A 23,368-nucleotide genomic window follows, 5' to 3' on the forward strand; every position below is an offset into this window, starting at 1 on the left:
GCGTCGGTTTAGCCTCGATGAGGTGAGCCCGCCTGCATCCCAGCGTCACCGTGTCGTCATCATCGGGTCGGGCTTCGGCGGCCTGACCGCGGTCAAGGCTTTGAAGCGAGCGGATGTTGACGTCACGCTCGTCTCCAAGACCACCAATCACCTGTTTCAGCCGCTGCTCTATCAGGTAGCCACCGGGATCTTGTCCGAAGGCGAGATCGCCCCGGCCACCAGGCTGATTCTGCGCAAGCAGCGCAACGCCCGGGTGCTGCTCGGGGATGTCGAAGCGATCGACCTGACCGCGCACACCGTGACGTCGAAGCTGATCGACATGCAGACGGTGACGCCCTTCGACAGCCTCATCGTCGCCGCCGGTGCGCAGCAGTCGTATTTCGGCAACGACCAATTCGCCACCTATGCACCAGGCATGAAGACGATCGACGACGCGCTGGAACTGCGCGGCCGGATCCTTGGCGCGTTCGAGGCCGCCGAGGTCACCACCGACCACGCCGAGCGGCAACGCCGTCTGACCTTCGTAGTGGTCGGGGCGGGGCCGACGGGCGTCGAGCTCGCCGGGCAGATCGCCGAGCTCGCCGATCGCACGCTGGCCGGGGCCTTTCGCACCATCGAGCCGACCGATTGCCGGGTGATCCTGCTCGACGCCGCACCCGCGGTGTTGCCGCCGATGGGTGAGAAGCTCGGGCTCAAGGCGCAGCGCCGGCTGGAGAAGATGGGCGTGGAAATCCAACTCGACGCGATGGTCACCGCCGTCGACTATCAGGGCATCGGGGTCAAGGACAAAGACGGCACCGAGCGACGCATCGAATGCGCCTGCAAGGTATGGGCGGCCGGCGTGCAGGCCAGCCCGCTGGGCGCGATGCTCGCCGAGCAGTCCGACGAGACCGAGGTGGACCGCGCCGGACGTGTGGTCGTCGAACCCGACCTGACCGTCGACGGACATCCGTACGTGTTCGTGGTCGGCGATCTGATGTCGGTGCCGGGTGTGCCCGGGATGGCGCAGGGCGCGATTCAGGGCGCGACCTACGCGACCAAGTGCATCAAGCGCGCACTGAAAGGCCACGACGACCCCGCGCAGCGCGCGCCGTTCAAGTACTTCGACAAGGGCAGCATGGCGACGGTGTCGCGCTACAGCGCCGTCGCCCAGGTCGGCAAGCTGGAGTTCGGCGGCTTTCTGGCGTGGCTGGCGTGGCTGGTGCTGCACCTGTATTACCTTGTGGGACATAAGAATCGGTTCACCGCCGTGGTTGCCTGGGCCGTCTCGTTCCTGGGCCGCGGTCGCGGGCAGATGGCCATCACCAGCCAGATGATTTACGCCAGGCTGGCAATGAGCAGGGTGCGTGAGCAGCAGGCGGGCGCGTTGGCCGCGGTCGAGCAGGCCGAGCACGCCGAACAAGAGGCGGCGAGTTAAGACACCGGACCGGTGCTCAGCGCCCGAATCGTTTGAATTTCGCTGCCCTGGAAGGGCTGCCCGTCGGGCCGTAGCAGGTCGTGGAACCACACTCTCGGAATTGACGTGTACGGGTGGTTCCACGAGTCCCATGGGAAGTAGGTCTGGGTCCTGCCGGCGACCAGACCCCAGTTGAACGCGCCAACGTTGTGCTGCTTGGCAATTGGCAGGATCCCCTCGACCGTGCTGCCCTGGGTCCGCGCCATGTATTCGGTGCACAGCATCGGCCGTCCCAGCGGCGCAAGCTCGCCGATCCGGCTGGCGAAGGTCGCCGGTTTGGCATAGGAGTGGAACGTGATCACGTCGGAGTTGTCGAGCTGAATACTGGCTATTGTGCTGCGGCGTGCGGGATCTCCCCATTCGCCGTCCCACACACCGCTGGTCAGTGGCTGGCTGGGCTCGACTGAACGTGCCCAACCGAAAACCTGAGGAAGCAGCTCGGCGACCCGCTCCAGCTTGTCGGTCCGCTCGACGCTGCGGTACTGGTTCGCGGGATTGTCGGGCTCATTCCACAGGTCCCAGCCCAGCACACGATCGTCGTTGCGGAACTGGCTGATCACCCCGGTGACATAGGACTGCATAACGCGCTGATAGCCGCGGTCATCGAGACGTTCAGCGCCCGGGCTCTGCACCCAACCGGAGTTGTGCACTCCTGGTTTCGGTGCGTGCTGCCGGCCCAGTCTGGGGAACGGATCCCAACACGAGTCGAAGAAAACGAAAAGCGGTTTGATGCGATGACGCGCGGCAATGTTGACGAACTGCGCCAGGCGCATTTGAAAGCCCCGGGAATCCTGGGCCCAGAGCTGATCGTGCAGGAAGACCCGCACACTGTTGAGTCCGTGAAACCGCGCCCAGCCCAGTTCGGTGTCGATGCGCCGTGGGTCGTAGGTGCCGGGCTGAAACATCTCGAGCTGATTGATGGCGGTTGAGGTGCTGTAGTTCGCGCCGACGGGCCAACCCTGCGCTTGATACCACCGGTTGGCACGGTCAACCGACCACCGACTTGACTCGCCAGAGGCGCGGGGCGGGTCCGCAGCAGCGTGCGGCGCCTGGGCCATCGCCGCGCCTGCAGCCACCAGCAGCGGCAGCTTCAAGACGGTTCGGCGATACACAAAATGACGATATGTTGACCAAGGCGGTGTCCCCGGTATTTGCCCCGCGCGTTGCGTGAATCGTTATGCGGCGACCTGCAGCGCCCGGCTGCGCCGCGCTTGCGATCGCCGCGAAATCGTTATGCGGGAACTGTTATCTCGTCGTCATCGACTAGCTCAGCGCCCGGTCGAGGTCGGCGATCAGGTCGTTGGTGTCTTCCAGCCCCACCGAGATTCGGATGACCCCTTCGCCGAGGCCGATCGCGGCCCTGCCTTCGGGTCCCATCGCCCGATGGGTGGTGGTCGCCGGATGAGTGACAAGGGATTTCGCGTCGCCGAGATTGTTGGAGATGTCGATCAGCTGCAACTTGTCCAACAGGTCGAACGCCCGCTCTTTGACCACGCCGGCCGGGGCATCGAGCTCGAACGTGACCACCGTGCCGCCGCCAGACATCTGCCGCTTGGCCAGATCGTATTGGGGGTGCGACGCCAGATAGGGGTAACGCACCCAGCGTACGCTCGGGTGACTCTCCAGGAACTCAGCCACCCGCTGCGCCGACGAGTTGGCGTAGTCAACCCGAACCGCCAGCGTCTCAAGGCCTTTCAGTAATACCCAGGCGTTGAAGGCGCTGATCGCCGGACCGGTGTGCCGCATCAGCTTCTGCACCGGGCCGTCGATGTATTCCTGGTCGCCGAGGATCGCCCCGCCCAGCACCCGGCCCTGCCCGTCGAGGTGCTTGGTCCCCGAGTACACCACGACATCGACGCCCAGCGGAAAGCCCTGCTGCAGCAGCGGCGTGGCGAAGACGTTGTCCAACACCACCTTCGCCCCGGCGGCATGCGACATTTCGGTGACTGCGGCGATGTCGACCAGCGACTGCATGGGGTTCGATGGTGTTTCGAAGAACACCGCCTGGGTGGGCACCGACAGCGCCTGCTCCCATTGAGAGAGGTCGTCGCCGTCGACGAACACGGTCTCCACACCCCAGCGCGGCAGGATCTCGTTGCACACTACGAAACACGAGCCGAACAAGCTGCGGGATGCGACCAGTCGGTCACCGGCACCCAGCAGTGCGCCCAGCGAGGTGAACACCGCCGCCATGCCGCTGGCGGTGGCGAACGCCGCCGGCGCACCCTCGATCAGCCGCAGCCGCTCCTCGAACATGGTGATGGTCGGGTTGCCGTAGCGGGAGTACACATACCGGTCCACCTCCCCGGTGAACGCTTGCTCGCACGCGGCCGCGGATTCGTAGACATAACCGGAGGTCAGATACATCGCCTCGGCGGTCTCGTGGAACTGCGACCGCAACACCCCGCCCCGCACCCCGATGGTGGCCGGACCGACACCCTCGGGCAGCGGGGGTGGTATCCGGATCGAGCGTTCGTCGTCGGGGGTAGTCATGACTGTTTCCACGGCAATCCGATTGCCCGCCAGCCGGTCACGCCGCGGTGGCCGGCCTCGTCGAGATCTCCTTCGAATCCGTCCAGCACGTTGTAGGACGGTGCGATGCCGGCCTCGGTGGCGGCCTCCGCAGCACCCACGGAGCGGTTACCCGAGCGGCACAAGAACACCACCGGTCGGTCGTCTCGCGCCGGGACCTGGTTGAGCAGTTCGGCGACGAAATTCTCGTTGCGGGTGCCGTCCACGCTGTTCCACTCGATGTAGACGATGTCGCGGCTGAGACTGGACAGGTCGGCCATGCCGACGAAGCGCCATTCGGCGTCGGTGCGTACGTCGACCAACACCGCTTCGGGATTCTCGCTGAGCAGCTGCCAGGCCTGCTGCGGCGTGATATCTCCTGCGTACGTCATGCGCGCGAGTCTCTCACGACCCCCAATGCTTGCGCAGCGCGGCCGACGCCTCTCGGGCGCGGTCACGCGCGGTGGCCACGTCGTCCGCGGTGACGACGGCCACCCCAAGCCGGCGCCGGTCCTCGGCTTCATGGCCGAAGACCCGCACATCGCTTTCCGGCACGGCCAGCGCTTCGCGCAGGGCGCTGCCGATGGTTCCGGCCTGCTCGACCGCCTCCGAGTACACGACGTGTGCGGCCCCTGGCGAAATCATGATGGTGTCGGTGCGCAGGCCGAGGATCGACCTGGCCTGCAACTCGAACTCCGACAGCCGTTGCGTGCGCAGCGTCACCAGCCCGCTCTCGTACGGCGACGCGCTGACATCGCAGAAGTACACCTCGTCGCCGCGGACCATCAACTCGACCCCGAAGACGCCCCGTCCGCCGAGTGCCTTGACGATGCGCGCGGCGATCGACTTGGCGGCATCCAGCGCGGCCGGCGTCAGATTCTGCGGCTGCCATGACTCCACCACGTCGCCGGTGGTTTCGCTGTGCCCGATCGGAGTGCAGAACTCCACCACCGGACCGGTCGGTCCCTCGCTGCGCACAGTGAGCAGGGTGACCCGGAAGTCGATTTCGACGACGGTCTCGGCCAATACCCGGTCGGGTGTGCGCGATCCGCCGGCCGACACCGCGCGCTGCCAGGCCGCATCGAGGTCGTCCGGTGCGGAGATCACCGTCGCTGCGTGGCCGCCGACGCGCGCGACCGGCTGGACCTGCAACGGGTACCCGGCGTAGTCGGCCACCGCGCGGAGTTCCTCGAGCGATCCGGCGAACCAGAACGGCGCAGTGGGCAGCCCGAGTTCGTCGGCGGCCAGCCGCCGCAGAGCCTCCCGGTCGGCGGTGAGCCGGGCGCTGCGGGCGGTCGGGAGTACCTGCGCGAAATCGGTTTCGGCGGCGGCCGTCAGCGCGTCGGCTGCGACCACATCGGTCACGGTCACCACGAAATTGGGTTGCAACCGCCCGATTACGGCGGCCAGCTCGTCGGTGTCGGTCAGGTCGACCACCACCGACTCGTCGGCAACCCGGTGCGCGGGCGCGTCGGCATGCCGCTCCACCGCGATCACCTCAGCGCCGAGGCGCTGAAAAACCACCGCCAACTCCCGGCTGAACTCGCCCGCACCCAGCAACATCACCTTGGTGCGTTGAATGTCATCGCTGGGGAGCTGCTCGTCCTCGACCGGTTCGGCCTGCATGCTGCTCAAGGATAGAGCGGCGAGGTGGCCACCGTGCGGGGCCGCAATGTGTCGGCGCCGCTACTGCTGGTCGTCATCAGTGCAGCGAACAGGTCACGCAAGCCCGCCAGCGAGTGCCCCGGCAGGAACAGATCGCAATACGCCAGGGCCGTCGCCATGGAACCGGCTAACGGTTGGAAATCGGGCTGCGCCGCTCGCGGGTTGAGCCAAACCACCAACTCCGCTCGGCGGTGCACGCGGGCCAAGGCCCGGCCGAGCACTTCAGGCGGATCGCTGTCCCAACCGTCGGAGGTGATGATCAATACCGCACCGCGCAGTGCGTTGCCGTGCGGCGAGGCCAGCAAGCTGCCGATACTTCGGCCGATATGGGTGCCGCCGTAGCGGTCGGTCACCTTCGCGTTGGCTCTTTGCAGCGCTAACTCGGGCGATCGGTGCGCCAACGCCGAGGTGAGCCGGGTCAGCGACGTCGAGAACGCGAAGACCTCCGGACGGATCCCCACCTGCCGCAGCGCTGCGGCGCGCATCAAATGCAGATAGATCGTGGCGTAGGGCTGCATCGATCGGCTTACATCGCAGACCAGAACAACTCGACGGTGCCGGCTGCGCCGACGCGTGTGGGCCAGCGTGACCGTTTCCCAGCCGGTGGCCCGCGAGGCGCTCATGGTTCGACGCAAGTCGATCGTCTTGCCGTGCCGGCTGGCCTGCAGTCGCAGGCTGCGTCGGCGTGGCCATTGCGCCACCGACGCCGCCAGCCAGGTGCCCAGCTGTCGCAGGTCGGCGGGATCGAACTGGTCGAACGGTTCCTCGGCGCGCGCGGCGATACGGCTGGGCAGCGGGTCCGGCGCCAGGAGCTTCACGGCGCCGGTGTCGGCCTCGGCGAGCGCGGCTAGCCGCGACGGGCTTGTCGTCCAGGGCAGGGCCGCGGCGGGCTGGGTCGGTACCTCCTGTGCCGGCATGCCCGCCGCCGCGGCCTTGCGCCGCAATCGCGGCTGACCGCCGGTCGGATTGGGAGCCAGCGGCGCGTCGCCGAAGGTGGCCGAGAACACCGCGTCGAACGCGCTGAGGTCCTCCACGCGGTTGACCAAAGTCAATCGCGCTGCCCAGTAGAGTTCGGCGGCGGTGTGCGGCATCAACTGCCGAAACGCCTGCACGAACGTGGCCGGGCCACTAGCCGCCACCAGCACGCCGACGCCACGCAACCGGGCCACCAGTGCCGCCGCGAACGCCGCGGTGTCGACTCCCGGCAGCAACAATGGGAGGGTCACCGCCGGCGAAGCACCCAAACCAAAGCCAGCAGCGCAAGAACGCCCAGCACCAGCGGCGCGTACTTGGCGATTGTGCCGCCGCCGGCGAGGTCAAGCAGGTCGACGGGAGCGGGCTCGCTCGGTGCTGACGGCTCTCGGCTTTCGACCACGGATGGCCCGTCGGAGGCAGCCAACTTCGCTTCGAGCTGCTCGACGAACTGGCCCAACAGCTTCTCCGACACCTGCTGCAACATGCTGCTGCCGAACTGTGCGAGCTTGCCGACGATCTTCAGGTCAGTGTCGACGGTGACGCGAGTGTGGTCTCCGGCCGCGTGCAGTTGAGTGGTGACCGTCGCGGCCGCATTGCCGGTGCCGCGCGCTTCCTTGCCCCGGCCGTCGATGACGGCGCGATATTGGTCGCTGTTGTGCTCGATGAATCGCGCCTTGCCGCTGAACTCACTGGTCACCGGGCCCACCTTGACCTTGACCTTGCCGACGAAGTCGTCGCCCTCGCGACCGACCAAGGCCGCACCCGGCATCAACGGGATCACCTGCTCCAGGTCGGACAGCACGGCCCAGGCGCGCTCGATCGGAGCGTTGACGCTGAACTCGTTGACGATCTTCATCGCAGTCCTTTCACGCCTTGCTGTACTCGACGAGTGCTTCACGAATCAGGGTGCGGTCGTCGGGCGTCTTGGCCAGCGCACTGAGACTGGTGACCACGTCCGCGTCGACCAACTCTGCGACGCCAAGCGAGACCAGGGCGGCGACCCAGTCGATAGTCTCAGCGATCCCGGGTGGCTTGTCGAGATCGAGATCGCGTGCAGTACCGACGAATTGGGTGGCGTGCTGGATCAGTGGCGCGGTCGCGCCGGGTACTGTACGGCGTACGATCGCAGCCGTCCGGGACGGTTCCGGGTAGTCGATCCAATGGTAGAGGCAGCGTCGCCGCAGGGCATCGTGCAAGTCGCGGCTGCGGTTGGAGGTGAGCACCGCGATCGGCGGACGTTCGGCCACGAAGGTGCCCAGTTCGGGAACCGTCACGGCGGATTCGCCGAGGAACTCCAGCAGCAGCGCCTCGAATTCATCGTCGGCGCGGTCGATTTCATCGATCAGCAGCACCGGCGGTGCCGCGCCGCGATGTCGCACGCACTGCAGGATCGGGCGATCCACCAGGTAGCGCTCGGTGTAGAGATCCGACTCGTCGATGCCGGCGCCGCGCGCCTCGGCGAGCCTGATGGACAGCAACTGCCGTTGATAGTTCCAGTCGTAGAGCGCCTCGCCGGCGGTCAGTCCCTCGTAGCACTGCAACCGGACTAGCGGTGTACCCAGCACCGCGGCAAGGGTTTTCGCTGCTGTCGTCTTACCGACCCCCGGTTCGCCCTCCAGCAGCAGCGGCCGGCCCAGCGTCACGGCGAGGTAAATCGCCGAGGCCGTCCCGGTGTCGAGCAGGTAATCGTGGGCATCGAAGCGGCGGATCACGTCATCGACGTCTGAGAACATCGTCACGACGTCGTTGCGGTGAACGAGCTGCGACACCCCGGGCAGCAGAACCAGTAGTCCGTTCCGGAGACCCGCAAATGTTCGCTGGCCGGCCCGATCGTGACCGTCATACCGCACACTGGGTCGACGGCCTGTTCGGGCATTGCGGCAGGCACGCCCACCTGTAATCCGGCGACGCGTATTTCCCGGATGCACTCGGCGAGAATCGACACCGCGATCTCGGCAGGCGTCTTGGCGCCGATCGGCAAGCCGACCGGGGTGTGTACCCGCGCGCGATCGGCGTCGGACAGGCCCAGCCCGTCCAGGATCGCGGCACCGCGCACTCGGCTGGCCACCAGACCGATGTATCCGATGCCAGCATCCAGCGCGTCGCGGATCGTTTCGGCTTCCGGGCCGCCGTGGCTGGCGATCACTACCGCGGTGGCCCCATCCAACGGGCCTTCGCGCGCCACCTCATAGCCGAGCACCGCACACAGTCCGCCCAGCGCGTCGGCGATCGGTGTGGCACCGCAAATTCGGATCAGCGGCGCAGGTAGCCGCGGCGCCAAATAAATCTCCAACGCACCCCCCGACAAGCACGGGTTGACGACAACGCTGGCACCGGGCGCCTCCGGGAAATGCACGTCGCCGTCGGGCAGCACGCGGAGCAAAACACTTTCCCCGGCCTGCAACGCCCCCAGTGCTGCCTTGCGGACCGAGTTCTGCGCGCACTGCCCGCCGACGAACCCCTCGATTGTGCCATCCGCCAACAGGATTGCCACGTCGCCGGGCTGCGCCGACGTCGGCTGCTGAGCTCGTACCACTGTCGCGTACACGAATGGGGTCCGGGCGCGCAGCAGTTGCTCGGCGCGCTCACTCATCGGGCTCATATCGGCGGTCGGGCCCTTCCCTGCATCGCCTCCCATACCCGCGACGGCGTCAGCGGCATGTCAGCGTGCCGAACGCCGAACGGCGCCAATGCGTCCACGACGGCGTTGACGACCGCCGGCGGCGAACCGACGGTGGCGGACTCACCGATACCCTTCGCGCCGATGGGGTGGTGCGGCGATGGAGTGACGGTATGCCCGGTCTCCAGGTGCGGCACTTCGACGGCGGTCGGGATCAGGTAGTCCATCAGTGACCCGCCAAGGCAGTTGCCATCCTCGTCGAACGCGATCATCTCCATCAATGCCATCCCGATCCCGTCGACGATGCCGCCGTGCACCTGGCCCTCGATGATCATCGGATTGATCCGGGTGCCGCAGTCGTCCACGGCCAAGAACCGGCGTACCTTCACCACGGCGGTGCCCGGATCGACGTCGACCACACAGAAATAGGCGCCGTACGGGTAGGTCAGGTTCTCCGGGTTGTAGCAGACCTGCGCGTCCAGGCCGCCCTCGATGCCCTCGGGCAGATCGCCCGCCCCGTGCGCGCGCATCGCGATGTCGGCAATGGTCACCGCCGCCGACGGGTCACCCTTGACGTGGAACTTGCCCTTCTCCCACTCCAGGTCGGCAACCGAGACTTCCAGCATGCCCGAGGCGATGATCTTCGCCTTATCGCGCACCTTGCGGGCGACCAGCGCCGCGGCGCCGCCTGATACCGGTGTGGACCGGCTGCCGTAGGTGCCCAGCCCGAACGGCGTCTGGTCGGTGTCACCGTGCACCACCTCGATGTCATCGGGCGGAATACCCAGCTCCTCGGCGACGATCTGCGCGAACGTCGTCTCATGACCCTGACCCTGAGTCTGAACCGATAGCCGCACAACAGCTTTCCCGGTCGGATGGACCCGCAGTTCACAACCGTCGGCCATACCCAGACCGAGGATGTCCATGTCTTTGCGCGGCCCGGCACCCACGGCCTCGGTGAAAAACGACATCCCGATGCCCATCAACTCGCCGCGCTCGCGCTTCGCTTTCTGTTCGGCACGCATCGCGTCGTAGCCGATCATCTCCATGGCCTTGCGCATGGTCATCTCGTAGTCGCCGGAGTCGTACACCCAGCCGGTCTTGGTCGTATAGGGAAACTGCTCGGGCTTCAACAGGTTTCGCAGCCGCAGTTCGGCCGGGTCGATCTTCAGCTCGTAGGCCAGGCAGTCGACCAGCCGCTCCACCAGGTACACCGCTTCGGTGATGCGGAACGAGCAGGCGTAGGCCACCCCGCCGGGCGCCTTGTTGGTGTAGACGGCGGTCTGGTGGCAGTACGCGGCTTGCAGGTCGTAGCTGCCGGTGAATACGCCGAAGAACCCGGCAGGGTATTTCACCGGAGCGGCTTGGCCGTTGAACGCGCCATGGTCGGCCAGCACGTTGGTGCGGATCGCCAGGATCTTGCCTCCGGAGGTGGCGGCGATCTCGCCGACCATGATGTAGTCGCGCGCGAAACTGGTCGATGTCAGGTTTTCGCTGCGATCTTCCATCCATTTGACCGGCTTGCCGAGCAGCAACGATCCGACGATCGCGCACACGTACCCGGGATAGATCGGCACCTTATTGCCAAATCCGCCGCCGATATCCGGTGAGATCACCCGGATCTTGTGCTCGGGCAGCCCAGCGACCAACGCGTAGAGCGTCCGGTGCGCGTGCGGCGCCTGCGACGTGGTCCATAGCGTCAACTTGCCGCTGACCGGGTCGAGGTCTGCTACTGCACCACAGGTTTCCATTGGCGCGGGATGCACCCGCGGGTAGACCATCTCCTGCGTGACGATGACGTCGGCGTTGGCGATCACGGCCTCAGTGGCCGCCGCATCGCCGGTTTCCCAGTCGAAGATGTGGTTGTCCGTCTTGCCCTCGAGATCGTCGCGGATCACCGGGGCATCGGGATCCAACGCCTTGCGAGCATCTATGACTGGATCCAGCGGTTCGTAGTCGACGTCGATCAACTCCAGCGCGTCGCGGGCGGAGTACCGGTCTTCGGCAACGACGAACGCCACCTCCTGCCCCTGGAAGCGCACCTTGTCGGTCGCCAACACTGCCTGCACGTCGTTGGACAGCGTCGGCATCCAGGCCAGCCCCTTCTCGGCGAGGTCGGCTCCGGTAACCACCGCCTTGACCTTCGGATGCGCCTGCGCGGCAGAAGTATCGATGCGAATGATGCGGGCGTGGGCGAACGGTGAACGCAGAATCGCCAGGTGCAGCATGCCGGGCAGGGTGATGTCGTCGACGTAAGTGCCGCGACCCCGGATGAACCGTGGGTCCTCCTTGCGCAGCATTCGACCATGGCCGCAAGGCTTTTGGTCGTTGTCAACAATGTCGTCCGGTGATGGCGGACGGGACTCGATGGTGGTCATGATGTCGCCGTCTTCGCGTGCTGGGCCGCCCACTGAATGGAACGCACGATCGTGGTGTATCCGGTGCAACGGCAGATCTGTCCGGAGATCGCTTCGCGGATCGCTTCCTCGTCCGGGTCGGGGTTGCGGTCGAGCAGGGCGCGGGCGGTGATCATCATCCCCGGTGTGCAAAAGCCACACTGCAAGCCGTGGCAACGCATGAACCCTTCCTGCACGGGGTCGAGTTGGCCGTCGACTTCTAGACCCTCCACGGTGCGCACACTGTGTCCGCCAGCCATTGCCGCCAGCATGGTGCAGGACTTCACTGGCACGCCGTCGACGTCGACGACGCAGGTTCCGCAGTTGCTGGTATCGCAACCCCAGTGCGTCCCGGTGAGCCCCAACTGATCCCGCAGAAAGTGCACCAGAAGCATCCGGGGTTCGACGTCGGCGCTGACCGGCTCACCATTGACTGTCATCGTGACTTGCATCGTCAGTTCCCTTTCGGCGGCGGGATATTGCGCACCCGCTCGAGCGCGGTGCGCAGCGTTCGGGTAGTCAGCTCCGCAGCCAGGTGACGTTTGTAGTCCGCAGTGCCGCGCATGTCGGTCACCGGTTCACACGCCTCGGCTGCCCGGCGCCCAGCCTCGGCGAACACCTCTTCGGTCGCGGGACGGCCGACCAAAGCCGCAGACAGCTCGGCGAGCGCGGCGGCGTCCGCGTTGACCGCCGTCAACCCGACGCGGGCGGCGGCGATCGCGCCGTCGTCGAGGGTGACCGCGGCGCCGGCGGCGGTGACCGCCCAGTCGCCGACCCGGCGCTCAACTTTGCTGTAGGCGTTGGAGCTGTTGTGCCGCACCGGGATACGAACCTCTACCAGCATCTCGTTCTGGGCCAGAGACGTCTCGTAAGGGCCCGCGAGGAAGTCGTCCATGGCGACTTCACGTTCGCCAGCCGGCCCGCGGGCCAGGCAGGTCGCGCCGAGCACCGTGCACACCGTCGTCAGGTCCTCGGCCGGATCGGCCTGACACAGGGACCCACCAACAGTGCCGCGGTTGCGCACAACCGGGTCGGCGATCACCCGCTCGGCGTCCCGAAAAATCGGGCACACCGCGGCCAGCGGATCGGATTCCAGCACCTCACGGTGCCGCGTCATCGCCCCGATGCGCACCAGCGTCGGGTCAGTGATGACATAGCCCAGCTCCGGCGCCAGATCGTTGATATCGATCAGATATTCCGGGTTGGCGATCCGCAGCTTCATCATCGGCAGCAGGCTGTGCCCGCCGGCCACGATCATCGCGCCGTCGCCCAACCGGTCCAGCAAACCGATGGCGTGGTCCACGCTGCTGGCGCGTTCGTACTCAAAGGGTCCAGGTACCTGCATGTGACCGACCTCACATCCGCCCGATAAGGAACCTCAGTGTCGGTCCCTACTGACCAGGCGTCAATAGCGAGTTAAGTAATCACTGAACTGGGCCGAACTGCCTGGTTGGACACGGTGTCGTGATGGATACGGCCACCGATTTCAACCAGTCGCCGGCCACCGCCGCCCCAGCGTCGGGCGATGATGTCCGCGGCGATCGACACTGCGGTTTCTTCGGGAGTTCGGGCACCCAGATCCAGCCCGATCGGGCTGGCCAGCCGGTTCAACTCGGCGTCCGTCAGGCCCGCTTCGCGCAGCCTGGCCATGCGATCGTCGTGGGTGCGCCGCGACCCCATCGCGCCGATGTAGCCGACGTCCAGTCGCAGCGCCACCTCGAGGACGGGGACGTCGAACTTCGGGTCGTGGGTGAGCACGCAGACCACCGTGTGCCGGTCGATGGCGCCCGCCTGCGCCTGCGCGGCCAGGTAGCGGTTGGGCCAGTCGACAACGACCTCGTCGGCAGTGGGAAACCGCGCCGACGTCGCGAACACCGGGCGGGCATCGCAGACGGTGACCCGATAACCCAGAAACGATCCCTGCCGCGCCAGCGCCGCGGCGAAATCGATGGCACCGAATACCAACATCCGCGGGCGTGGGGCGTGGCCGGCGACGAACACCTCCATGCCCTGACCGAGGCGCTCGCCGTCGGGCCCATACTGCAGGACCTCGCTGCGTCCGGCCGCCAGCAAGCCGCGGGCGTCGTCGGTGACCGCGGCGTCGGCACGGGGTGTGCCGAGCGAACCGATCACCGTGTGGGGCCGGATGAGCATGTGCCGGCCGAGGTTGCCCGGCTCGGGATGGGCGATGACGGTCGCGATGGCGACCGGTCGGTGCTGTTCGAGGTCGTCGGCGACCGCGTCGAGCTCGGGGAAGGTGTCACGCGAGATCGCCTCGATAAAGACGTCGATGATGCCGCCGCAGGTCAGGCCGACCGCAAATGCGTCGTCGTCGCTGATGCCGTAGCGCTCCAGCCGCGGTATCCCGGTGTGCGCCGCCTCGCCGGCGAGTTCGTATACGGCGCCCTCGACGCAGCCGCCCGACACCGAACCGCTCACCGAACCGTCCGGAGCCACCACCATCGCCGCACCCGGCGAGCGCGGCGCGGACCGGAATGTCCGCACCACAGTGCCCACGCCGGCGGTGTCGCCGGCGTGCCAGATCGACATCAGCTCAGCCAGCACGTCGCGCACGCATCTCAACGTAGGCTCCTCTTCATGACCCCGGCTCAGCTTCGGGCGTATTCGGCTGTCGTGCGGTTGGGCTCGGTGCGAGCCGCCGCCGAAGAGCTGGGCATGTCGGACGCCGGAGTCTCTATGCATGTCGCCGCGCTGCGTAAGGAACTCGACGACGCGTTGTTCACCAAAAGCGGCGCCGGGCTGGCGTTCACTCCCGGCGGACTTCGCCTGGCCAGCAGGGCCGTCGAGATCCTGGGCCTACAGCAGCAAACCGCGATCGAGGTAACCGAAGCCGCGCACGGGCGTCGGCTGCTGCGCATTGCCGCGTCGAGCGCCTTCGCCGAACACGCCGCGCCGGGCTTGATCGAGCTGTTCTCATCTCGTGCGAACGATTTGTCCGTCGAACTGAGCGTGCACCCGACCAGCCGATTTCGGGAGTTGATCTCCTCCCGGGCCGTCGACATTGCGATCGGACCGGCCAGTGAAAGCTCCACTGACTCAAACGAAATATCGGTGCGGCCGTTTTTGAAGTACCAGATCATCGCGGTGAGCGCCCCAGATAGTCCGCTGGCGCACGGCGCGCCAACGCCGGCGCAGCTGCGCGAACAGGACTGGATGCTCGGCCCGTCGGCGGGCAGCGTAGACGGCGAGATCGCGGGAATGCTGCGTGGCTTGGCGATTCCGGAGTCGCGGCAACGGATCTTCCAAAGCGATGCCGCCGCCCTCGAAGAGGTTCAGCGCGTCGCTGGTATCACGCTTATTGTCGGCTTCGCGGTGTCCAAAGACCTTGCGGCCGAGCGGTTCGTCCGCGTGACCGGACCAGGACTGCAAGTGCCGGGTGAGTGGTGCGCGTCGACACTCGCGCCGTCCGCCCGGCAACCGGCGGTGTCGGAGCTCGTTCGGTTCATCACGACGCCGCGGTGCACCCAGGCGATGATCCGCGGCAGCGGGGTGGGCGTGACGCGGTTTCGCCCGAAAGTACATGTGACACTGTGGAGTTGAGCGCCGCGGTGTCACGGCTGGCCGGGCAGCAACCGCACCATCAACGCGTGCACCTCGGCCAGCACCGCGTCCTCGGAGTCGACGAGCTCTCCGGAGATGAACGCCTTGCGACCCTCGACGGAATCGATGCGTGCCCGCACGATCAGCGGGGTGTCGATCGGAGTGACCTTGCGGTAGTCGACTTTCAGAAATGCGGTTCGGCTGATCGGCCGGGAAGCCGCGTGCACCACCATGCCGCAGACGTGATCAAAGATCAGGGGCAGCACACCGCCGTGCACGGCCGAGTTGCCGCCGACGTAGTAGCGGCTGAACTGCCCGCGCATTTCGACACCGTCGGAGTCGAACTTCGTCATCTTCCACGGCGGCATCAACAGACTGCCCATGCCGGGCATCGACGGCACCCGGCCTGCCGGCGCCACGCCCTCCGGCGCTTGGAACGGATCGAGTAGCTTGACCAGTTCTTCGGCCCGCTCGGCGGCGCTATCCCACGTGTCGTCATCGGGATCGGTGGACACCGCCAGGTCTTGCAGACGCCGCATCGCGGTGACGAACCGAGCGAAACCCGGGCCCGGTTCGGCGGCCTCATACCGCGGAAACCCGCCGTGCTTTCCGTAATCAGGGTCGACCGACTCCGGTTGATCGGTCATCGGCGCACCTGCAGAACGTCGCGGCGCACGATGGTCTGGTCTCGGCCCGGACCGACCCCGATGCACGAAACATGCGCTCCGGCAAGCTCTTCCAAGCGCAGCACGTAGTCACGCGCCTTGGCCGGCAAGTCGTCGAACTCCCGGGCGTGTGAGATGTCTTCCCACCAGCCTGGCAACTCCTCGTAGATCGGTTCGGCGCGACCCAAATCGCTTTGGGTCATCGGCATCTCGTGGGTGCGTTTGCCGTCGACGGTGTAGCCGATGCAGACCGGAACGGTTTCCAGGCTGGACAGCACATCGAGTTTGGTCAAGAAGAAGTCGGTGATGCCGTTGACCCGGGTGGCGTAGCGCGCGACGACGGCGTCGAACCAGCCACAGCGCCGGCGTCGGCCGGTGGTAACCCCGAACTCGCCGCCGGTCTTGGAGAGGTATTCGCCGTTTTCGTCGAACAATTCGGTGGGGAACGGCCCCGAACCCACCCGGGTGGTGTAGGCCTTGAGGATCCCGAGCACCGTGGTGATCCGGGTCGGGCCGATGCCGGAGCCGACGGCCGCGCCGCCCGCCGTCGGATTCGACGATGTCACATAGGGATAGGTGCCATGGTCAACGTCGAGCAGGGTCCCCTGCGAGCCTTCCAGCAGCACGGTTTCGCCGGCCTCCAGCGCATTGTTGAGCAGCAGGCGGGTATCGGCGATGCGGTGCTTGAAACTTTCGGCCTGCTCCAGCAGGTTGTGCACGACCTGCTCGGGCTCCAGTGCCTTTCGGTTGTAGATCTTGACCAAGATCTGGTTCTTGAGCTCCAGTGCGGCCTCGATTTTGTGGGCTAATTGTTCGGGGTCAAGCACATCGGCGACCCGAATACCCATCCGTGCGATCTTGTCCTGATAGCAGGGGCCGATGCCGCGACCGGTGGTGCCGATCTTCTTGCTGCCCATGTAGCGCTCGGTCACCTTGTCGATCGCCACGTGGTAGGGCATCAACAGATGCGCGTCGGCCGAGATCAGCAGCCTGGAGGTGTCGACGCCACGGTCCTCGAGTCCCTTGAGCTCGTCGAGCAGCACACCGGGATCGATGACTACGCCGTTGCCGATGACGTTGGTGACGCCAGGTGTCAGCACCCCCGACGGGATCAGGTGCAGGGCGAAGTTCTCGCCGGTGGGCAAGACGACGGTGTGCCCGGCGTTGTTGCCGCCCTGATAACGCACCACCCACTGCACACGCCCGCCGAGTAGATCGGTGGCTTTGCCTTTGCCCTCGTCGCCCCATTGGGCGCCGATCAGGACGATTGCCGGCATGGTTCTCCTGTTTCTTGTGGTTCCAGCCGGTGTCTCACACTATCTCAGGCGTTTGCGAGGAAGCCGCTGAACCGCCCGGCTAACTGCATCTGCGAAACGGACCACCAGCCGCTATGGCGGCGTTACGATCCGCGACAAGAAAGTTCCAAGACGTCTGCTCGAGACTTTGCCAAGGCCCCGTAGCACACCCTCCACAGGGGGAAGAGCAATGACGACAACATCCCGCCAGCCCGGCTGGTACGACGACCCCAATGACCCGAACGCCCAGCGTTACTGGGACGGTCAGGACTGGACACCGCACCGTCAGCGAAAGCAGGCCACGCGGCCCGCGGCGCGGCAGCAGCCCCCTCCACCGGAGCAGCCGGCCGGCAGGTCGGCGCCGCCGCCACCGCCTCCGCCGAACGAGCCGCCGCCACCGCCCCCATCCAGCGGGCCACCACCCACGCAGGCACAGCCGGCTGCCGCGTCCCGGGTCACGTCCGGCGCGATCAAGACCGCGGCCATCGTCGCCGGCGTTGCGCTGGTGGTGGTCATTGCCGCGTTCGTGGCCGGCCGCGTCCAGTTCGGAACGTTCCTGCCGGGCATCCTGATTGTCGCCGCGATCGCGGCCATCATCGCGTTCTTCACGCTCCGGTCGCATCGATCCGTTGCGTACAAAGCGTTGGTCGTCACCGCCATAGTGGCCGTCTTCGTCGTAGCGATACCGGCGAGTTCGAAAGTGGTGTTCCCGGTGTACAGCCATTTCTTCGGCGAAGAGTCTGGTCCGGGCGCCCAGGCGGGGCCTGGCGGCTCCGGCTCGGGGCCTGGTGGCTCGCACCATGGAGGAGGATCAGGGAAAGCGGCAGACGCCCCGACGTCAGGAATACTGGTGATGTCGAATGACGCTTCTGGCCTCAACTATGGCTACATTGATCCCGGCACCGGCAAATACGGTCTTGTCTCGACGTTCAATGTCACAGGATCAGGATCAGGAGCCACCGATGATCTGGAACAGGTATCTCCAGATCTGACCAAATTAGCCACGATGAAGCAAGATGATACCGCGGGGCCATACAGCGCAACCCGCGCCGGATGGGTTGATACCAGCGGAAAATTCACCGCAGTCAGCCCCGCCGCGCCGAAGGCGGGCGATTTTCAGCAAAGTCTGCCACCGACCTACAGCTCGCCGCACTTCGACGGAGCAGGAAACTTCTATTACGTGGCAAACCAAAACGGAAAGTCTCACCTGTACAAGCTGCCGTCGGGGTCAACATCGGACCCCCAAGAGGTCACGCCGACCCCCAAAACTCAAGGCACCGCTCCCCTCCGGAATCCCGACGGCACCCTCAATTTCGACTGCGCGGAGATACCCGGACAGTGGCTCGGGTCCGACAGCCGCATGGAAGTCGCCAGTACGTCCGGTCTGCCCGGCAGCTCCAGCAGTTCGTCATCTCCAGGGTTCGCTATCGTCAAATACCCCATCACCACCACCGGCAGTGGCTGCCCTTCTATCAAGCAGGGCGGCGACGACGTCACTAAGGTTTTCGACTTAGGTATCCAAAACGTGAGCCAGCCGGTAGCGAATCCCGACGGCACCAAGATCGCGTTCATCAATACCAATTCGCCAGGCGGCCTGTACGTCGTCGACGTCGGCGGCGACAACAAGTCCAACCGCATCGCCTCACCAAGCGACCTCGATCTCGGCCAGATGACGTTGATCGGTTGGAACTAATAGACAATGGGTGATCGCTGAATTCGACCGCGCTTGCCCGGAATCCATGAATACCGGCGGGAATGCCGCCAGCGTGGCGGTGTTGTTGTTCGGCGATCGTCGTGCCCCGGCTCCGCTGCGCAGCCTGCCCGCCCACCGGGTCACCAGCTCGGCCGACGTGGACGCCGCAGCGAAATCCTGTCGACGGCTGGTCGCGGTCGGCGACGATGCCGACCTGGCCACCGTACTGACCCGGCTGCTGCGCGCCGAGCTGCTGAACGTCGAGGTGGCCTACGTGCCGCGCCGCCACAGCCCGGCCACCCGGGCCTATCGGCTGCCGGCCGGGTGGCGCGCTGCCCGTCGAGCGCAAGGTGGCACCGCCAAGCGGGTGCCATTGATCCGCGATGAAACCGGGTCGGTGATCGTCGGGGCCGCCGAGTGGCGACCGTCGGGTGACGCGCAATCGCTGCACGGCGAAGCCGTGGTCGACGACACCGTGCTCTTCGACGGCAACGTGAACGGGGCGCGAATCGAGCCGACCGCGACGGTGCCCGGCCTGCGCGCCCGGGTAGTTGGCCGGCGCCGCTGGGTAACCGGACGAGCCGCGCAGCTGGGCACCACCGGCGCCACGGTGATCCGCGACGGGATACCGGCCGCCCGTCCGGCACGGCGCTCGACGTTCTACCGGAACACCGGAGGCTGGCTACTGGTCCGGTAGCGTCGTGACGTGAGCATTCGCGGTGTGCACCAATCGGTGCGGCCCAGCCCGATCTTCCTGGCGATCGTCGGTCTAACGGTGCTGGGCGGTGCGCTGGCGTGGCTGTCCGGTGCCAACATCGCGCCGCTGGCCTATGCCGGCGTGTTCGTCATGGTGATCGCCGGATGGGTCGTGTCGCTGTGCCTGCACGAGTTCGGGCATGCCGTCACCGCCTGGCGGTTCGGCGATCACGACGTCGCCGTGCGCGGCTACCTGACGCTGGATCCGCGCCGTTACGCCCATCCGGGTCTGTCGCTGGGCCTACCAATGCTGTTCATCGCGTTGGGCGGAATTGGGCTACCCGGCGCCGCTGTTTATGTGCGCACTTCGTTCATGACGGCCACGCGGCGCACCATCGTCAGCCTGGCCGGACCGTCGGCCAACCTGCTGCTGGCGGTGCTGCTGCTGGGAGTGACCCGCATCTGCTACGACCCGGACCACCCAGTGCTGTGGGCCGGCGTGGCTTTCCTCGGCTTCCTGCAGGTCACCGCGGTCCTGCTGAACCTCCTGCCGATTCCGGGCCTGGACGGTTACGGCGCACTGGAACCACATTTGAGTCCCGAAACGCAGCGAGCACTGGAACCGGTCAAACCGTGGGGCTTGCTGGCGCTATTGGTGCTGCTCATCGCGCCGGTGCTCAACCAGTGGTTCTTCGGGATCGTCTACTGGTTCTTTGAGCTATCCGGAGTGCCCGCGATGCTGGCAGGTGCCGGCGGACAGCTGACCCGGTTCTGGAGCGCGTGGATGTGACCTTGCCATATATGCGCTAACACGCATATATTTCGTGGCATGGGCGCCGGTCACCAGCACACCGATGTCGACGCCCGAATATCCAGGTTGCTCGCCGCCGCGGCGCTGCTGAGCGGGTTCTTCGCCGTCGAGATCGCCACCGCGCTGGCCATCGGCTCGATTGCGCTGCTGGCCGACGCCGGGCACATGTTGACCGACGTGGTGGCCGCGTTCATGGGGCTGGCCGCCGTGCTGCTGGCCCGCCGCGGCAGTACGTCGCCGCGGCGCACCTATGGCTGGCACCGCGCCGAAGTGTTCACCGCTGTCGCCAATGCGGCGCTGCTGATCGGGGTGGCGGCGTTCATCCTCTACGAAGCGGTTCGGCGGCTTGGCGACGCCCCGCCGGTGCCGGGCGTACCGATGATCGTGGTGGCGCTGCTCGGCCTCGCCACCAACGCCGTAGTGGCGCTGATGCTGCGCTCGCACGCCGCCCAGAGCCTGGCCGTCAAGGGCGCGTACATGGAGGTCATCGCCGACGCGATCGGCAGCGTCGGCGTGCTGATCGCGGGGCTGGTCACCGTCACCACGCACTGGCCGTACGCCGACGTGGTGGTGGCCGTCGTCGTTGCGCTCTGGGTGTTGCCGCGGGCGTTCTCACTGGCCGCCGGGGCGTTGCGGATTTTGTCCGAAGCATCACCTGGCCACATCGACGTCGAGGAGCTGCGTTCGGCCCTGTGTGCCGTCGACGGTGTGACCGACGTCCACGATCTGCATGTCTGGACGCTGGTACCGGGCAAGGACATGGTGACCGCGCACCTGACCAGCCACGGCGACTCGGCCCGGGTGCTCGACGAGGCCCGCGCGGTGTTGGGCGCTCGCGGATTGGCGCATGCCACCGTCCAGGTCGAGCCGACGGGCGGCGCGGATAGCTGCGGAGCCAGCTGGTAACTAACTCAAGCCGAGCGCGGGGCGGGCGTTCGGGTCGCAGTCGTCGAGCAGATCTCGACAGCGCACGTATTCATCGGTTTCGCCGATGGCGTCGGCGGCCCGCGCCAGCGCGGCCACACACCGCAGGAAGCCACGGTTGGGCTCGTGCGCGTAGGGCACCGGACCGAAACCCTTCCAGCCGTGGCGGCGCAGCTGGTCCAGTCCGCGGTGATAGCCGGTGCGGGCATAGGCGTATGCGGTGACGGCCTGGTCGTCGGCCAGCGCCTCTTCGGCCAGCACCGCCCAGACCACCGACGCCGTCGGGTGCGCGGCGGCGACAATGGCCGGTTTCTCGCCGGCCCGCAACTCGGTCTCGGCCTCGCTGTCGCCCGGCAGCAGGATCGGGTCCGGCCCTAAGAGGTCACCCATGGAAGTCATGACTTCTATCTTGCCGTTGCCTCGGTCTCGCCGCGGCGTCGCCACACAAACTGGGTCGGGTCGCTAAGCTCCCACATACCGATTCGACTGCGGGGAGGACAGCAGCGCTCATGCCCACGTCACCAGGGCCCGACCGCGACAGCAGGTCGAATAAGGCTGGATTCGATCCAGACGCCGGCAACGACCCGGCGGGTCCGGGCGCCGGTCCCGCCGACGGGCACGCTGGCCCCGACGACGAGGCCACCGAGGCCTACCGGCGAGCGCCGTCGGACGCCGAACCCGCCACCGAGGTGATCGCCAAAGGCCACGACACGGAGCACGAGGCCGCCCAACCGCAGCGCGAGCGCGGTGAACGGCGTTTCACCGCACCGGGTTTCGACGCCAATGAGACCGCGGTCATCGACACCGGCCCGGAGCCGGCCACCGAGGTCTTCCAGGCTGGTGCAGCGCAGCCTGGCGGCCAGGGCCGGTCAACGCCGAGAGCTGCTGTGCCCCAGCTGATTCCGCCACGGCTGGGAGCCAAGCTGCGTCCGTCGAGCCAGCGCAGCTGGGGCTGGGTATTGGCTCTGATACTGATCATCCTGGCGCTGGCGGCGATCGCGGTGCTGGGAACGGTGGTGCTGACGCACGGAAACAAGAAGAAAGCCGCTTCCCAGGAGGATGAGGTCCGCAGCACCATCCAAAGTTTCGACGTCGCTGTGCAAAAAGGCGACCTGGCTGCGTTGCGCGGCCTAACCTGCGGTACCGCCCGCGACGGCTATGTGAACTACGACGAGCACGCCTGGGAGGACACCTACCAGCGCGTCGCGACCGCCAAGCAGTATCCGGTGGTGGCCAGCATTGATCAGGTGGTCGTCAACGACGGTCACGCCGAGGCCAATGTCACCGCGTTCATGGCCTACGCCCCGCAGGTCCGCTCCACCCGCAGCTTCGATCTGCAATACCGCGACGACCAGTGGAAGATCTGCCAGTCCAGCACTGGCTGATCACTATAAGCGGCCACGCGGGATGACCCATTGCTGCGCAAACGTCAATACGGTTGCGGCCGTGTCAAAGTCGGCGTCATAGTGCACGACGGTGAGGTCGTGGGCTGCGGCCAGGGCTGCGGTAAGTAGATCGGCGACCCCGACAGAGCGGTGCCGGGCCGTTCGAGCGAGTTCACGCTGAGCGTTAAGAGCGGACTGCCAATGCTCGTCGTTGGTCGGTAAGTATTCATAGGCTGCGCGGCGATCGTGCCATAGCTGTTCGTATTCGCTTGGACTACGCGCGCTGTACAGCGCTTCGGCGTCAAGCGAAGCAGTGGTCGCCACCAGTCCGGCCTCGATCAACGGGGTGATCCGTCGCGACACCTCGGGGTGCCGCATCCGGGCCGCGGCGCTGGTGTCGATCAGGTAGCGTGCGATTAGCGCCACACGTCGACGCGTTTCTGCGGTTCGGCCATCTCCTCTAGACCGCCACCGACAAGCCATTCGACTTGGCGCGCACGGGCGGAGTTGGCCGCCGCGTGTTCCAGCGCCAACCGCACGGTGTCCGAAACGCCAGTTGTATTGAGCGCACGTTGCGCCGCGATGAGCAGGTCATCGTCAAGATCAATCAGCCGCTTTGTCACCACACCTCCACATACACATATATACGTTCAACGCCTAAAGTATATATGGCGCATGGTCTCGCGCTCCCACATCCATAGGTAGCGGTGCGCGC

At 66.4% G+C, this 23,368-nt stretch carries 24 protein-coding genes and 1 pseudogene; 8 read left to right on the top strand and 17 right to left on the bottom strand.

The features are described 5' to 3' along the window. Positions 1–22: 22 nt before the first annotated feature. Entirely contained in the window at positions 23–1,417 is a 1,395-nt protein-coding gene (locus AC5Y49_RS13050; RefSeq protein ID WP_499887580.1) for an NAD(P)/FAD-dependent oxidoreductase, read from the top strand. On the opposite strand, the gene AC5Y49_RS13055 is transcribed toward AC5Y49_RS13050, so the two are convergent. The 12 genes from AC5Y49_RS13055 to AC5Y49_RS13110 all read right to left on the bottom strand — a co-directional run bounded on the left by AC5Y49_RS13055 (position 1,414) and on the right by AC5Y49_RS13110 (position 14,197). After that, positions 1,414–2,568 carry a glycoside hydrolase 5 family protein gene (locus tag AC5Y49_RS13055; protein ID WP_499887581.1) on the bottom strand — a complete coding sequence of 385 codons (1,155 nt, stop codon included), beginning with the start codon at positions 2,566–2,568 and terminating at the stop codon, positions 1,414–1,416. The two genes, AC5Y49_RS13050 and AC5Y49_RS13055, sit on opposite strands and share 4 nt — an antisense overlap. 151 nt (positions 2,569–2,719) lie before the next feature. Next, entirely contained in the window at positions 2,720–3,949 is a 1,230-nt protein-coding gene (locus AC5Y49_RS13060) for an O-succinylhomoserine sulfhydrylase (protein ID WP_499887583.1), read from the bottom strand. After that, positions 3,946–4,359 (bottom strand): rhodanese-like domain-containing protein, encoded by a 414-nt coding sequence (locus AC5Y49_RS13065; RefSeq protein WP_499887584.1) that lies wholly within the window; start codon positions 4,357–4,359, stop codon positions 3,946–3,948. The genes AC5Y49_RS13060 and AC5Y49_RS13065 overlap by 4 nt, the downstream gene beginning before the upstream one ends. A 13-nt stretch (positions 4,360–4,372) precedes the next feature. Continuing rightward, entirely contained in the window at positions 4,373–5,593 is a 1,221-nt protein-coding gene (gene purT, locus AC5Y49_RS13070) for a formate-dependent phosphoribosylglycinamide formyltransferase (protein ID WP_499887585.1), read from the bottom strand. A gap of 5 nt (positions 5,594–5,598) precedes the next feature. Next, the gene (locus AC5Y49_RS13075; RefSeq protein WP_499887587.1) at positions 5,599–6,858 is read right to left on the bottom strand and encodes a vWA domain-containing protein; all 1,260 of its coding nucleotides are present in this window, start codon (positions 6,856–6,858) and stop codon (positions 5,599–5,601) included. Next, entirely contained in the window at positions 6,855–7,463 is a 609-nt protein-coding gene (locus AC5Y49_RS13080) for an SRPBCC family protein (RefSeq protein ID WP_499887589.1), read from the bottom strand. The genes AC5Y49_RS13075 and AC5Y49_RS13080 overlap by 4 nt, the downstream gene beginning before the upstream one ends. A gap of 10 nt (positions 7,464–7,473) precedes the next feature. After that, the gene (locus AC5Y49_RS13085; protein WP_499888002.1) at positions 7,474–8,340 is read right to left on the bottom strand and encodes an AAA family ATPase; all 867 of its coding nucleotides are present in this window, start codon (positions 8,338–8,340) and stop codon (positions 7,474–7,476) included. A gap of 2 nt (positions 8,341–8,342) precedes the next feature. Next, entirely contained in the window at positions 8,343–9,200 is an 858-nt protein-coding gene (locus AC5Y49_RS13090; protein ID WP_499887590.1) for an XdhC family protein, read from the bottom strand. A gap of 5 nt (positions 9,201–9,205) precedes the next feature. Continuing rightward, positions 9,206–11,605: an aerobic carbon-monoxide dehydrogenase large subunit gene (locus AC5Y49_RS13095; RefSeq protein ID WP_499887592.1), complete on the bottom strand. Its 2,400-nt coding sequence runs from the start codon at positions 11,603–11,605 to the stop codon at positions 9,206–9,208. Continuing rightward, on the bottom strand, positions 11,602–12,075 hold the full coding sequence (locus tag AC5Y49_RS13100) for a (2Fe-2S)-binding protein (protein ID WP_499887593.1): 474 nt from the start codon (positions 12,073–12,075) through the stop codon (positions 11,602–11,604). The genes AC5Y49_RS13095 and AC5Y49_RS13100 overlap by 4 nt, the downstream gene beginning before the upstream one ends. A 2-nt stretch (positions 12,076–12,077) precedes the next feature. After that, positions 12,078–12,968 (bottom strand): FAD binding domain-containing protein, encoded by an 891-nt coding sequence (locus AC5Y49_RS13105; RefSeq protein WP_499887595.1) that lies wholly within the window; start codon positions 12,966–12,968, stop codon positions 12,078–12,080. Between the two features lie 71 nt (positions 12,969–13,039). Beyond that, positions 13,040–14,197 carry an XdhC family protein gene (locus tag AC5Y49_RS13110; RefSeq protein ID WP_499887597.1) on the bottom strand — a complete coding sequence of 386 codons (1,158 nt, stop codon included), beginning with the start codon at positions 14,195–14,197 and terminating at the stop codon, positions 13,040–13,042. A 24-nt stretch (positions 14,198–14,221) separates the two neighbouring features. Between AC5Y49_RS13110 and AC5Y49_RS13115 the strand changes: the two genes are divergently transcribed. After that, entirely contained in the window at positions 14,222–15,184 is a 963-nt protein-coding gene (locus tag AC5Y49_RS13115; protein WP_499887599.1) for a LysR family transcriptional regulator, read from the top strand. Between the two features lie 11 nt (positions 15,185–15,195). Here the strand turns inward: AC5Y49_RS13115 and AC5Y49_RS13120 are convergent, their stop codons facing one another. Continuing rightward, positions 15,196–15,831 carry a PaaI family thioesterase gene (locus tag AC5Y49_RS13120; protein ID WP_499887601.1) on the bottom strand — a complete coding sequence of 212 codons (636 nt, stop codon included), beginning with the start codon at positions 15,829–15,831 and terminating at the stop codon, positions 15,196–15,198. Beyond that, positions 15,828–17,126 (bottom strand): adenylosuccinate synthase, encoded by a 1,299-nt coding sequence (locus AC5Y49_RS13125; protein ID WP_499887603.1) that lies wholly within the window; start codon positions 17,124–17,126, stop codon positions 15,828–15,830. The genes AC5Y49_RS13120 and AC5Y49_RS13125 overlap by 4 nt, the downstream gene beginning before the upstream one ends. A gap of 208 nt (positions 17,127–17,334) precedes the next feature. Here AC5Y49_RS13125 and AC5Y49_RS13130 point away from each other — a divergent pair. The 5 genes and pseudogenes from AC5Y49_RS13130 to AC5Y49_RS13150 form a co-directional block, all read left to right on the top strand. Next, positions 17,335–17,442: pseudogene (locus AC5Y49_RS13130) on the top strand (DUF2510 domain-containing protein); the annotation flags it as partial. A gap of 207 nt (positions 17,443–17,649) precedes the next feature. Further along, on the top strand, positions 17,650–18,837 hold the full coding sequence (locus tag AC5Y49_RS13135; RefSeq protein WP_499888049.1) for a hypothetical protein: 1,188 nt from the start codon (positions 17,650–17,652) through the stop codon (positions 18,835–18,837). Between the two features lie 46 nt (positions 18,838–18,883). Beyond that, complete coding sequence (locus tag AC5Y49_RS13140) at positions 18,884–19,534, top strand: peptidase M50 (protein ID WP_499887605.1); 651 nt, start codon at positions 18,884–18,886, stop codon at positions 19,532–19,534. A 9-nt stretch (positions 19,535–19,543) separates the two neighbouring features. Then, positions 19,544–20,323: a site-2 protease family protein gene (locus tag AC5Y49_RS13145; RefSeq protein ID WP_499887607.1), complete on the top strand. Its 780-nt coding sequence runs from the start codon at positions 19,544–19,546 to the stop codon at positions 20,321–20,323. Between the two features lie 39 nt (positions 20,324–20,362). Then, positions 20,363–21,250, top strand: coding sequence for a cation diffusion facilitator family transporter (locus AC5Y49_RS13150; protein ID WP_499887609.1), 888 nt, complete (start codon positions 20,363–20,365; stop codon positions 21,248–21,250). Here the strand turns inward: AC5Y49_RS13150 and AC5Y49_RS13155 are convergent, their stop codons facing one another. Next, positions 21,251–21,667, bottom strand: coding sequence for a DUF3151 domain-containing protein (locus tag AC5Y49_RS13155; RefSeq protein ID WP_499887610.1), 417 nt, complete (start codon positions 21,665–21,667; stop codon positions 21,251–21,253). A 110-nt stretch (positions 21,668–21,777) separates the two neighbouring features. Between AC5Y49_RS13155 and AC5Y49_RS13160 the strand changes: the two genes are divergently transcribed. Further along, positions 21,778–22,653, top strand: a complete 876-nt coding sequence (locus tag AC5Y49_RS13160; RefSeq protein ID WP_499887612.1) for an Rv0361 family membrane protein — start codon at positions 21,778–21,780, stop codon at positions 22,651–22,653. A gap of 3 nt (positions 22,654–22,656) precedes the next feature. Here the strand turns inward: AC5Y49_RS13160 and AC5Y49_RS13165 are convergent, their stop codons facing one another. Both AC5Y49_RS13165 and AC5Y49_RS13170 read right to left on the bottom strand, forming a co-directional pair. Continuing rightward, a complete protein-coding gene (locus AC5Y49_RS13165) occupies positions 22,657–23,079 on the bottom strand; it encodes a PIN domain-containing protein (RefSeq protein WP_499887614.1) in 423 nt (140 codons plus the stop codon). Further along, a complete protein-coding gene (locus AC5Y49_RS13170; RefSeq protein WP_499887616.1) occupies positions 23,070–23,276 on the bottom strand; it encodes a DUF2191 domain-containing protein in 207 nt (68 codons plus the stop codon). Before AC5Y49_RS13170 ends, AC5Y49_RS13165 begins: the two co-directional genes overlap by 10 nt. Positions 23,277–23,368: the final 92 nt, after the last annotated feature.

Source organism: Mycobacterium sp. NGS62 (assembly GCF_059812285.1).

Excerpts from the sequence above, each read along its gene's own strand:
- AC5Y49_RS13060 (WP_499887583.1), bottom strand. The coding sequence starts at position 3,949 with ATGACTACCCCCGACGACGAACGCTCGATCCGGATACCACCCCCGCTG.
- AC5Y49_RS13065 (WP_499887584.1), bottom strand. The coding sequence starts at position 4,359 with ATGACGTACGCAGGAGATATCACGCCGCAGCAGGCCTGGCAGCTGCTC.
- purT (WP_499887585.1), bottom strand. The coding sequence starts at position 5,593 with ATGCAGGCCGAACCGGTCGAGGACGAGCAGCTCCCCAGCGATGACATT.
- AC5Y49_RS13080 (WP_499887589.1), bottom strand. The coding sequence starts at position 7,463 with ATGAAGATCGTCAACGAGTTCAGCGTCAACGCTCCGATCGAGCGCGCC.
- AC5Y49_RS13085 (WP_499888002.1), bottom strand. The coding sequence starts at position 8,340 with ATGTTCTCAGACGTCGATGACGTGATCCGCCGCTTCGATGCCCACGAT.
- AC5Y49_RS13090 (WP_499887590.1), bottom strand. The coding sequence starts at position 9,200 with ATGAGTGAGCGCGCCGAGCAACTGCTGCGCGCCCGGACCCCATTCGTG.
- AC5Y49_RS13095 (WP_499887592.1), bottom strand. The coding sequence starts at position 11,605 with ATGACCACCATCGAGTCCCGTCCGCCATCACCGGACGACATTGTTGAC.
- AC5Y49_RS13100 (WP_499887593.1), bottom strand. The coding sequence starts at position 12,075 with ATGCAAGTCACGATGACAGTCAATGGTGAGCCGGTCAGCGCCGACGTC.
- AC5Y49_RS13105 (WP_499887595.1), bottom strand. The coding sequence starts at position 12,968 with ATGCAGGTACCTGGACCCTTTGAGTACGAACGCGCCAGCAGCGTGGAC.
- AC5Y49_RS13115 (WP_499887599.1), top strand. The coding sequence starts at position 14,222 with ATGACCCCGGCTCAGCTTCGGGCGTATTCGGCTGTCGTGCGGTTGGGC.
- AC5Y49_RS13120 (WP_499887601.1), bottom strand. The coding sequence starts at position 15,831 with ATGACCGATCAACCGGAGTCGGTCGACCCTGATTACGGAAAGCACGGC.
- AC5Y49_RS13125 (WP_499887603.1), bottom strand. The coding sequence starts at position 17,126 with ATGCCGGCAATCGTCCTGATCGGCGCCCAATGGGGCGACGAGGGCAAA.
- AC5Y49_RS13140 (WP_499887605.1), top strand. The coding sequence starts at position 18,884 with ATGAATACCGGCGGGAATGCCGCCAGCGTGGCGGTGTTGTTGTTCGGC.
- AC5Y49_RS13150 (WP_499887609.1), top strand. The coding sequence starts at position 20,363 with ATGGGCGCCGGTCACCAGCACACCGATGTCGACGCCCGAATATCCAGG.
- AC5Y49_RS13155 (WP_499887610.1), bottom strand. The coding sequence starts at position 21,667 with ATGACTTCCATGGGTGACCTCTTAGGGCCGGACCCGATCCTGCTGCCG.
- AC5Y49_RS13160 (WP_499887612.1), top strand. The coding sequence starts at position 21,778 with ATGCCCACGTCACCAGGGCCCGACCGCGACAGCAGGTCGAATAAGGCT.